Annotated in this window: 5 protein-coding genes; 1 reads left to right on the forward strand and 4 read right to left on the reverse strand. The window is 36.4% G+C overall.

The annotated features are described in order from the left end of the window. Positions 1-4,771 (reverse strand): beta strand repeat-containing protein (locus AA089_RS17315; RefSeq protein WP_394334129.1); only part of this gene is annotated, 4,771 nt, incomplete at its 3' end. Positions 4,772-4,788: 17 nt separating this feature from the next. Continuing rightward, on the reverse strand, positions 4,789-5,541 hold the full coding sequence (locus AA089_RS17320) for a hypothetical protein (protein WP_156169086.1): 753 nt from the start codon (positions 5,539-5,541) through the stop codon (positions 4,789-4,791). A gap of 380 nt (positions 5,542-5,921) precedes the next feature. Here AA089_RS17320 and AA089_RS17325 point away from each other — a divergent pair, with 380 nt between their 5' ends. Next, positions 5,922-7,508 (forward strand): peptide chain release factor 3, encoded by a 1,587-nt coding sequence (locus tag AA089_RS17325; RefSeq protein ID WP_046758257.1) that lies wholly within the window; start codon positions 5,922-5,924, stop codon positions 7,506-7,508. A 288-nt stretch (positions 7,509-7,796) separates the two neighbouring features. Here AA089_RS17325 and AA089_RS17330 read toward each other — a convergent pair whose 3' ends face one another. Both AA089_RS17330 and rpoC read right to left on the reverse strand, forming a co-directional pair. Beyond that, positions 7,797-8,108, reverse strand: a complete 312-nt coding sequence (locus AA089_RS17330) for a DUF3467 domain-containing protein (RefSeq protein ID WP_046758258.1) — start codon at positions 8,106-8,108, stop codon at positions 7,797-7,799. Between the two features lie 3 nt (positions 8,109-8,111). Then, entirely contained in the window at positions 8,112-12,410 is a 4,299-nt protein-coding gene (gene rpoC / locus AA089_RS17335; protein ID WP_046758259.1) for a DNA-directed RNA polymerase subunit beta', read from the reverse strand. Positions 12,411-12,439 lie beyond the last annotated feature (29 nt).

Below are 12,439 nucleotides of genomic sequence, written 5' to 3' on the forward strand. Positions count from 1 at the left end.
TTACTGGAACTGATGCTGAGCCGCCGTCTTCTGCGATGGTTACATCTCCAACGCTCATGGCTGGCACCACACATGCGGTACTATCTCCACTATCTGTTACTGCTGTTGTTGTTGATTGTTGCGCTGAAGAACCTCCTACTTGTGGAATACCGCTTCCATCAACATTATCACCTAAACTGTCGTCTGTACCAGGATTTACTAAATCTGATAAATCAAAAGTTCCAGCTCCTTCGATTGCATCTGCACAACCATCTCCGTCACTATCTGTATCAAAAGCATCAGGGATACCATCTGCATCAGAGTTTCTATCAATACAATATGCGATGTTATATATTTGAAGCGTAATGTTTGCGCTATTTGCACCATTTTTTCCAACAGTAATTACAACTTGATCAACTGGTGATGTAATTGAAAAACCTACAGAGTTACTTGGTGCATTTGCTCCTCCATTATCACTTCTTACTGCATTATTTCCTATTGGAATGTAGTTTCCTGCTGTAATGTTGATATTTGTTATGTTTGCTTGTGTTACAGGCACTTCTTCTCCTTCGTAAAAGGCTTGAAATTGAACAATATCTCCATTATCTAAACCTCCCATTCTGAATGAAAGATTTGTTACAGCTGATGTTACTCCTGATCGATTAAAATCCATTGTATAGACACCAACGTCTCCATTTTGGAAGTTTGTATTGTCTGGTTGAAGATTTATGTAATCTCCATCAGGATTTATTGCTCCATTGTTTAGAATTTGAACTCCACTATTCCATGTTGCAGTTCCTTGTAACACATACGATAAGTCTATATCTGTTCCGTTGTAAGCCGCTAAATCTGGCAATGAAGAACCTGAAAAGTCTGCACCTAATGTATAACCTGCTGTATTAATTGCTGTTGGATTTGGCGAACAATCGCTTTCATCAACATCTAAGATACCATCATTATCATCATCTAAATCGCAGCCATCTGGCACTGAATCACCATCATTGTCTGCAGCATCATCATATCCATTACATTGATCATTATCATTTACAACTCCGTCATTATCATCATCACATTGCCCTGCTGTTGTAGTATCATCTTTAGCGCTTCCTGCTCCTTGACCTGTTGTTGTATTTACATTATTTGGAACTCCTGTTGTAGGTTCTACCGTTCCGTTTAGCATATCGCTTCCATCAATAGAAGTTGCTGCCAAATTATCGGCTCCTTCTAGTGCATCTGGACAACCATCGCCATCACTATCGGTATCTAAGAAATCTGGAATTGTATCTGCATCAGTATCTACAATTGGACAAGCATCGAAAGTCATTTCTAACACATCTGAACCTGTACCATCTATACCTTCTCCTGTAACTTGGAAGGTTAGTGTTGTTACTCTACCGTAGATTTGAATACTTCCTGCCGCTGTCCCAAGTCCTGCACTGTCTGCTTCTCCTGAGAGTACGATAGGCGAGCTTGTTCCTAGATTTTGATTGACATCTCTGTAGAATTGTTTTGGCGTAACTATTAGTTGATTGTTTCCAGAAATTTTCCCCATTGAAAGATCTGCATTTTGCAGCGTCCATAAAGAGGTATTTGATATAAAGTTTCCAGATAATATTTGATTGTTTCCTCCAAGTCTATCGATATGTATTATTGGATTGTAGACTGGTTGATCGTATGTTATTGTAATTGTTCCTGTGACACGATCATCAGAAGCTGCATCAAGTGATTCTGAAGAAGTATCCCATGCGAATAGAAATTCTAAAGAGTTTGATCCTTCTACTGCGGCATCAGAGAAAAAAGAGTTTGTGGTCATTGTTCCATTTGGCGTGTATGCAATGAGTCCGCCTGTTGGAATGGTACTATTGTAGCTTATTCCTACTGGTCCTGCACTGTTTGTATATGGCAAACTTCCTGTCCAAGTACCACTCGTTAATGGTCTTGACGCACATACATTTTCATTATCATCAATGATTCCGTCGTTATCATTATCGATATCAATATTATCTTGAACTGAGTCGTTATCAGTATCTGTAAACGTAGAACTAGAACATGTAGCTGGTGGCGTAACAACAACATTTGTAAGTTGACACGAACCGTCAGAATCATCTGTTATTGTGAATGTTAGGTTTCCTCCTGATATTGAGAATGGTCCAAATTGTTGTGGCAAACTGTATGAAACATTTGCCTGAGTAATATCTCCTGATACGCTATAAGTAGAACCTAATAAATTCCCATTAGGGCTCATATAGAAAGTAAATGTGTCATCGGAATCGTTTGTAGGTGTTCCATTGTTATCACAGAATATTGCTGTTATGGAAGCACTTAAAATTTCACATGAATCACAAGCTACTGTATTTCCTGAGTTTGTTACTGCTAAATCTGTTCCTGTGTATCCGCCTTGTCCTGTTACTCTACCATTTGAAGAATTGACTGTTACTGGAGAATTTCCTAATATTCCGTCGTCGTCGTCGTCGTCATGTCCAGCTTCAAGTGCATCAGCACAACCGTCGTTATCACTATCATCATCAAGCGAATTGATTATTCCATCATTATCTGTATCTAAGCTTGCACATACTCCATTTGCATTTAATGCACAGAAATCTGAATCTTGATAATTGATAATTCCATCGCCGTCAGCATCTCCCATTGGATCATCTGACAGACAACTGAAAGGGTTTGTTACAATTGTATTTACAAGAAAGTTATCTGATTGAGAAGTAGTGGTTGTATCAGTTGGCGAACCGAAAGTACGGTTTATGACTGTGGTACCATCTACAATTATTCGATATGAATTTCCTTGAATACCATCTCCAAATGTGTCTGTTATTACAAAAAAGTAATTTCCATTTTCGGTAATCGTAATATCCTGCGATTCTGTTGTGTTTGATGTTGTATAAGTTCCTGTAGGTACACTTGCTACAGTAGATCCTCCAAGCGATAATGTCCAACCAACTTCAGTAGAAAATTGGTCTACGTCTATTTCAATTCGTATTATTGAATCTGGATTTAGCGTTACTGGATCCGTACCGCACTGCTCTTGCGTATCTAATATACCATCATTGTCGTCATCTTCATCGCAGTAATCTGCTACACCATCTAAATCACTATCAACATTTCCTGTAATTGATAGATCACAAAAATCTATATCACAGTTACTTTGTTGTACTGTTGTTGTAGTTGTACATGTTCCAGTTGTATCATCAGTAATGGTAATTGTGTACAATGTATTATTTGCAGAACCATTTTGTAAACTAAAACTTGTTGCAGCACCGTATGTTCCTGTTGTTGGAGAGATTACTCCACCATTGTCTACAGATACTGTATATGTTGTTCCTAAGTCTGTTCCTGTTGGATTTAAATCAAAACTCACAAAATCGTCGGAACGATCACGTGTTAGGTTATTGTTACATGTTTCATTTGTTTTTCCTGCATCTGCTAAAGAACAATTTAAACATTCTAGTGTAAAGGTAGATGTTATTCCTGAATCTGTAACGACTCTACCAGCTGCTCCAGCTCTTGCACCGTTCCCTACAGGGATATTACCACTATTTACATTTGTTGTTGTTATTGCTGAAGAACTGATTACAAATCCTCCACCACCTGGTCCACCATATTCAATGAATACTGGCGACGATCCAGTTTGTATTGTAGCATTTCCTCCACGGGCAAAAGCTCTTACTTGAGAATTTATTGAATTCGCTTGTACAACAATGTATCCTGCTCCACCAGCTCCACCTGTTACATTTGAAGCATCTCCTGCGAAACTGTAGGTTCCTGTGTTTGGTCCATCGTTACCATCACTTGAAATATCTCTATTGGATCCGTTTGTTGTGATATTGTTTGCTAAAACGATAACAATTCCTCCACCATTTCCTACGGCTGGCGCCCATTCTGCTTCAGAACCTCCTGAAGCTCCCATAAATAATCGTAAGTTACTTGCATTACTGAACACGTTTCCTGTAGCTGGTGCTGCTGATCCTGAGATTGTTGTTCCAGCTCCTCCACTGGTACCACCACCACCGTAGCCACCACCACCACCACCAGAACCTAGTGTGATGTCTGTAGAGTTTGCTCCATCTCCTCCAACTCCGGCACCACCGTCTGGCGCACCTTGAGATCCGTTACATCCACCGTGTCCTCCACGACCTGTTCCTCCAGATAATGGTGCAGCAACTCCAAAGTCTCCTCCAAAGTATGCTGGATCTGTTCCCCAATTTTCATCAGGCGTATTTAGTAAACCAGAAGAATCTCCACAGTTATTTACTGCAAAGTTTCCAGTTGTATTTCTTCCAAAAAAACCATCACCTGTTGCGCTAATGTTAGCATTCATGGTAATGTTATTATCACATGCATCTATAAAAACTACTCCTCCTGTACTTCCGTTCCATGGCTGAGCTGACACCGTTCCAGTGACTGTTACATCACTTGTAAATTTTGCAATTCCAACCAACTGTACACTTTCCGTAGCTGGCGTAAATGTTTTTGTAACTGCTGTATCAATGGTCAGCGTATTTCCTGCAATGTTTGTTATTTTTGCCAAATGGAAATTACCCGCACCATTGTCGGCTCCACCAGTATTACCACCACCACTAATACCTGTCATTTGAATAATCATCACAGGATCATTGATCGCTAAACCAGCACTACTTCCAACATTAACAGTTGTTCCACTGATAGAGGATACTGTAGTATATGTGTTTACTACTCCTGATATGTTTTGTGCACTAGCGCTGAAAAAAAATAATAATGACACTACAAGTGTTACTAGTATTTTTGGTGTAATATTTTTCATAGTCATGAAACTTTATTTTATAGATATGTAAGGTTAATTCTTGAGGTTGTAACTGGAATCGACGTTATTCTGTATAACTCTTTCTTTTCCTCGTTATATACATAACCTGCAAGATTAATCTTATGATTTATCGAAATTTGGTTGTTTAATTCTTTGAGTGTAATCCCTTTTCTTCCATCACAGCTGTATACTATTGGAATTTTAACTGCTAGTTTGGATTTTGCTGGTAAGCTAAAAGTTGCTCTACCATTACTAATGTAATTGAAAGCAACTTTTTGTTTTTTATTTATTGATTTTTTTATTTCATCATTTGATTTCGGGAAGTTAATAATTTTCCCTGCTTCGAGTTCAATTTCTGCACTAACTGGATATTCATTTTTATTCTCTATACTGAGCGTTAGTTCGTCGTTGAATTTTTCACAAACCGTTAATTGCTGACTTATCTTGGTTGTTACTGTAATGTAGTTTTGTATATCGTCAACCAAGTATACTTGTACGGGAAGTTTCCGCATGTATCGTTCCCAGCGTTTGTGCGCTTCATGTTTTTTATCTCTGCTAGTTTCAATCGCCTTTTGTTCCATAGGATACAATGTTGGATTGTCTAACACATGTTTTCTAAGTTTTGCAACACCTGTAAGATGTGGCACTATTTTTTGGAAAGAAATGATTCCGTCTGCTGTAGTTTCGTTTAGTTTTAAGTCTTGCACATCGTAGATTGTTTTTTCTTGCGCAAGCGTACTTTGTGTATGTAGTATAAAAAACCACATCACTGAAATGAGGGATAACCTTTTAAAAGTATGTATAACATAAGAGTAGCTGATTGAGTTTTTGGGACTCAACAGCATACTAATAGTAATGTTGTTCATTCAAGTATTTTTAAGGCAGTTATAGGAAATAACAGTCACTTATTCCTTTAACACATTTTAACAAATGTAACGACTGACAATTATATATACGTAGTCATATAGCTTAAAGGATTTGTTTTTTCGTTAAAATGTAAGCTTTTTTCGTTCAAGTGTTTACTCGCTGTTTTTATACAAAATCTCAGTTTTTTAGTTAAAAAGTTGCATTTTTCTCAAGCAAACTTGTTATTAACTTTATGTTTTATTTGATTAAAAAATGATATTTTTGCCAACTATAAATACTTCAAATGAGCATACAACAAGAAATAGCAAAACGAAGAACTTTTGGAATTATATCACATCCAGATGCTGGAAAAACAACTTTAACAGAGAAGTTATTATTGTTTGGTGGCGCAATTCAGGAAGCGGGAGCTGTTAAGAATAATAAGATTAAAAAAGGAGCTACGAGTGACTTTATGGAAATTGAACGCCAAAGAGGAATTTCGGTAGCTACTTCCGTACTTGCTTTTATTTATAAAGATAAGAAAATCAACATTTTAGACACGCCTGGTCACAAGGATTTTGCAGAAGATACATTCCGAACTTTGAGTGCTGTTGATAGCGTTATTGTGGTCATTGATGTTGCTAAAGGTGTAGAGGAACAGACTGAAAAGTTAGTAGCAGTTTGTCGTATGCGAAAGATTCCAATTATTGTTTTTATTAATAAATTGGATAGAGAAGGAAAAGATGCTTTTGACTTGTTAGATGAAGTGGAACAAAAACTTGGTTTGCGTGTTACACCGTTGAGTTTTCCAATAGGAATGGGATACGATTTTAAAGGTATTTATAATATTTGGGAGAAAAATATTAATTTATTTACAGGAGAAAATAAGCAGACGATTTCGGAAGCGATTCATTTTGAAGATGTTAATAATCCTGCATTGGAATCGCATATTGGAGAAAGTGCTGCGGAAACTTTACGAGAAGAATTGGAATTGGTGTATGAAGTGTATCCAAAGTTTGATAGAGAAGCATATTTGAAAAGTGAATTGCAACCTGTATTTTTTGGTTCAGCTTTGAATAATTTTGGTGTGAGAGAATTGCTCGATTGTTTTGTTGAAATTGCTCCAACTCCACTTCCAAAAGATTCTGACACACGTTTGGTAAATCCTAATGAAAAAGATTTTTCTGGTTTTGTGTTTAAGATTCATGCCAACATGGATCCCAAACATAGAGATCGTTTGGCGTTTATTAAAATTGTTTCAGGTGTTTTTAAACGAAATACACCATATTTACATGTCCGTTTGGATAAGAAGCTTAAATTTTCAAGTCCGAATGCCTTTTTTGCAGAAAAGAAACAGATTGTAGATGAATCATTTCCTGGCGATATTGTAGGGCTTCATGATACTGGAAACTTCAAAATTGGCGATACCTTAACTGCGGGAGAGAAGATGAATTACAAAGGTGTTCCGAGTTTTTCTCCTGAACATTTTAGATATATCAACAATGCGGATCCTATGAAATCTAAGCAGTTGAATAAAGGAATCAACCAATTGATGGATGAAGGAGTTGCGCAGTTGTTCACGTTAGATTTGAATGGAAGAAAGATTATTGGAACCGTTGGAGCGCTTCAATATGAAGTAATTCAGTACCGATTGGAACACGAATATGGCGCAAAATGTACGTATGAAAATTTGAATGTACACAAAGCATGTTGGATAGAAGTTAAAAACGAAAAAGATCCTGAGTTCTTAGATTTTAAACGTGTAAAGCAGAAATTTTTAGCTAGAGATAAGGAGAATAAACTCGTTTTCTTGGCCGATTCTTCTTTTTCACTTCAAATGACACAGCAGAAATATCCTAACATAAAGTTTCACTTTACGAGTGAATTTTGATACGATTAAAAAGATTGAAAGATTGAATCATTAAAAAATTCAACGATTAAATGATTTAAAGAATAAACGCTTTATTTCTAAAAATAATCATTTTAAAGCCTTTTAACGGGTTTATAAAAAAAAGACATCAACTTATATTGGTGTCTTTTTTGTATGTCTTACAATTAAAATATAGAAGTCATTATTTTAAATAAAATAGTTAAAATTTATTTTATAAAAAATAGTATAGATTTTTCAAATAGTATTGGAAATTAAAAAACCTCAATTCGAAAATTGAGGTTTTTTATATTAAGCTTCTCCAGTTGGTCCAAAATTCATTGGAATTGGAGGTTGTTCAAAATCTGTGATTTTTCCATTAGCCTTTTCAAAGCGATGTATATTTTCACCTAATGCCTTCATTAATCGTTTTGCATGTTGTGGTGTTAATATAATTCTAGATTTCACTTTTGCCTTTGGTCTCCCAGGCATAATGTTTACAAAATCTACTACAAATTCAGACGGTGAGTGATTGATGATGGCTAAGTTGGAATATATTCCTTCCGCCGTAGCGTCATCTAACTCAATGTTAATTTGCTTTTCTTTAGCTTTGTCCTGATTCATGTATTAAAAGTTAATTTCATGCTTCGCAGCCATGATTTCATTGTATTCTTCTCTTGATCCTACAATAATATCATCGTACTTACGCATTCCTGTTCCTGCTGGTATTTTATGCCCAACAATTACATTTTCTTTTAATCCTTCTAATGCATCCACTTTACCACTTACGGCTGCCTCGTTCAGTACTTTTGTAGTTTCCTGGAACGATGCTGCTGAGATAAATGATTTCGTCTGTAATGAAGCTCTTGTAATACCTTGTAAGATTGGTGTTGCCGTTGCTGGCACTACGTCTCTTGCAGATACTAATTGCTTGTCAGCTCTTCTTAATACAGAATTCTCGTCTCTTAATTCTCTTGGCGAAACAATTTGTCCTGGCTTGAAGTTTTCTGACTCACCTGCATCTTCAATTACTTTTTGACCGTAAAGGTTGTCGTTTTCTCTAATGAAATCAGACTTGTGAATTAGTTGGTTTTCTAGGAAGATTGTATCTCCTGGATCTCCAATTCTTACTTTACGCATCATTTGACGAACAATTACTTCAAAGTGCTTGTCATTAATTTTCACACCTTGTAAACGATATACTTCTTGTACTTCATTTACTAAGTATTGTTGTACTGCAGAAGGTCCTTTGATATTTAAAATATCATTTGGTGTTATAGAACCATCTGAAAGTGGCATTCCTGCACGTACGTAATCATTTTCCTGAACTAAGATTTGGTTTGAAAGTTTTACTAAATACTTTCTAACATCTTCAAATTTAGATTCAACAATGATTTCACGGTTACCTCTTTTAATTTTACCAAAAGAAACAACTCCGTCAATCTCAGATACAACCGCTGGGTTAGAAGGGTTACGTGCTTCGAATAATTCTGTTACACGTGGTAAACCTCCTGTAATATCTCCAGATTTAGCAGATTTACGTGGAATTTTCACTAATACTTTACCAACTCTAATCTTTTCACTATCGTCTACCATTAAGTGAGAACCTACTGGTAAGTTGTATGAACGTTGTACTTCGCCTTTACTATTTAAAATTTGAAGTGTTGGAATTAATTTTTTATTTCTTGATTCAGAAATTACTTTTTCTTGGAATCCTGTTTGCTCATCAATCTCTACTTGGAACGTAACACCTTGTTCGATGTTTTCGTATTTAATTTTCCCAGCAAATTCAGAGATAATTACACCGTTATATGGATCCCACTGACAAATCGCTTGATCTTGCTTCACTGTATCTCCGTTTTTCACAAAGATTGTAGATCCGTAAGGAATGTTATTTGTACTTAAGGTAATTCCTGTTTTCTTATCGATTATTTTAATTTCAGAAGTACGAGAAATTACAATTTCAGAAAGATTTCCATCGGCGTCTTCACCTTGAACTGTTTTTAGTTCTTCGATTTCAGCGACACCGGCAAATTTAGCTTTTAATTGGTTTTCTTCAGAAATGTTACTTGCTGTTCCTCCCATGTGGAATGTACGAAGCGTTAACTGTGTACCAGGTTCTCCAATAGATTGTGCAGCAACAACTCCTACAGCTTCTCCAATTTGAACCATTTTGTTTGTAGAAAGGTTACGTCCATAACATTTAGCACAAATACCTTTTGGTGCTTCACATGTTAATGGAGAACGAACTTCTACTGATTCTACTGGAGAGTTTTCAATAGCTTGTGCAATTTCTTCATCTATTTCTGCTCCTGCAGCTACTAGAATTTCTTCCGTTAACGGATTGTATACATCGTGTAGAGAAATTCTACCTAGGATACGATCTTTTAATGGTTCAACTACATCTTCGTTTTTCTTTAATGCTTTTACTTCAACACCTCTTAATGTTTCACAATCGTGAATGTTCACAATTACATCCTGCGATACATCTACTAAACGACGTGTTAAGTATCCTGCATCGGCAGTTTTTAATGCGGTATCGGCAAGACCTTTACGTGCACCGTGAGTTGAGATAAAGTATTCTAAGATCGATAGTCCTTCTTTAAAGTTAGAAAGAATCGGGTTTTCAATAATTTCTCCACCACCTGCAGTCGATTTTTTCGGCTTCGCCATTAATCCACGCATTCCAGTTAACTGACGAATTTGCTCTTTTGAACCACGGGCTCCAGAATCAAGCATCATATACACAGAGTTAAATCCTTGTTGATCTTCACTAATGTGCTTCATTGACAACTCAGTTAAGTTAGCATTTGTTGTCGTCCACTTGTCAATTACCTGATTGTAACGCTCGTTGTTTGTGATAAGTCCCATGTTATAGTTCATGGTAATTGTATCAACTTCCGCGTTTGCTTTGTCAATTAACGATTGCTTTTCTTTTGGAATGATGATATCTCCTAAACTGAATGATAATCCACCTCTAAAGGCAAATCCGTATCCAAGACTCTTAATATCATCTAAGAAAGCAGATGTTGTAGGTATGTCTGTTACTTTTAAGATTCCACCAATGATATTACGTAACGATTTTTTCGTTAATACTTCATTGATAAATCCTGCTTGTGCTGGCACTTTTTCGTTGAAAAGTACACGACCTACCGTTGTTTCTATAATTTGTGGCACTAATTCTCCCTCTTCATTGAAGTCAATTGCTCTAATTTTCATTGAAGCATTTAATTCAATCTTCTTCTCGTTGTATGCCATTACTACTTCTTCTGCTGAGTAGAATGTTAATCCTTCTCCTTTGATTTTTCGCTCTGGAGTAGATTTACGCAACTTCGTCATATAGTATAAACCTAATACCATATCCTGAGAAGGTACTGTAATTGGCGATCCATTTGCTGGGTTCAGAATGTTCTGAGAAGCTAGCATTAATAATTGTGCTTCTAAGATTGCTTCTGGACCTAATGGTAAATGCACTGCCATTTGATCTCCATCAAAATCGGCGTTGAATGCCGTACATGCTAATGGGTGTAATTGTATTGCTTTCCCTTCAATAAGTTTTGGCTGGAATGCCTGAATACCTAATCGGTGAAGCGTTGGCGCACGGTTTAGTAATACTGGATGCCCTTTAATAACGTTATCCAAGATATCCCAAACTACTGGCTCTTTTTTGTCTATAATTTTCTTTGCAGATTTTACAGTTTTTACAATTCCTCTTTCAATTAGTTTACGAATTACAAAAGGTTTGTATAATTCTGCTGCCATATTTTTTGGCAATCCACATTCGTATAATTTTAATTCTGGACCAACAACAATTACTGAACGTGCTGAATAATCCACACGTTTTCCAAGTAAGTTTTGACGGAAACGTCCTTGCTTACCTTTTAAGGAATCAGATAATGATTTTAACGGTCTGTTAGAATCTGTTTTTACGGCTGATGATTTACGCGTGTTATCGAATAATGAATCTACAGATTCTTGAAGCATACGCTTCTCGTTACGTAAGATTACTTCAGGAGCTTTGATCTCCATTAATCTTTTTAAACGATTGTTTCTGATGATTACTCTACGGTATAAATCATTTAAATCAGACGTTGCAAAACGACCACCATCTAATGGTACTAACGGACGTAATTCTGGTGGAATTACAGGAACAACTTTCATGATCATCCATTCTGGACGGTTTTCACGATTTTTGTTCGCATCACGTAATGATTCAACAACTTGCAAACGTTTTAATGCTTCCGTTTTACGTTGTTTAGAAGTTTCGTTGTTTGCTTTGTGGCGTAAGTCGAATGATAATTGGTCTAAATCAATTCTTGATAACAATTCAATTAAACATTCAGCTCCCATTTTAGCGATAAACTTGTTAGGGTCGTTATCGTCTAGGTATAGGTTTTCTTGCGGAAGTGATTCAAGAATGTTTAAGTATTCTTCTTCCGTAAGGAAATCCATTTTTTGAACTGGCTCACCCGCTTCATTTTTAGCTTCACCTGGCTGAATTACTACGTAACGTTCGTAGTAAATGATCATGTCTAATTTCTTAGATGGTAACCCTAAAAGGTATCCTATTTTGTTTGGTAAAGAACGGAAATACCAAATGTGCGCTACTGGTACTACTAAGTTGATATGACCAACTCTGTCTCTACGTACTTTCTTTTCTGTAACTTCAACACCACAACGGTCACAAACGATTCCTTTGTAACGAATTCTCTTGTATTTTCCACAAGCACATTCGTAATCCTTTACAGGACCAAAGATACGCTCACAGAATAATCCGTCACGCTCTGGTTTGTGTGTACGATAGTTGATGGTTTCAGGTTTTAGCACTTCACCTTTTGATGCTGCTAATATAGACTCCGGAGAGGCTAAACCTATTGAGATTTTATTAAATCTCTTTACAGTATTCTTATCTTTATTTCTTGCCATACTAATGGTTGATAATGAATTATGTGTAA

It is taken from the genome of Kordia jejudonensis, assembly GCF_001005315.1.
Lineage (GTDB): Bacteria > Bacteroidota > Bacteroidia > Flavobacteriales > Flavobacteriaceae > Kordia > Kordia jejudonensis.

Coding starts and splice junctions, on each gene's coding strand:
- AA089_RS17325 (WP_046758257.1), top strand. CDS start 5,922: ATGAGCATACAACAAGAAATAGCAAAACGAAGAACTTTTGGAATTATA.
- AA089_RS17330 (WP_046758258.1), bottom strand. CDS start 8,108: ATGAATCAGGACAAAGCTAAAGAAAAGCAAATTAACATTGAGTTAGAT.
- rpoC (WP_046758259.1), bottom strand. CDS start 12,410: ATGGCAAGAAATAAAGATAAGAATACTGTAAAGAGATTTAATAAAATC.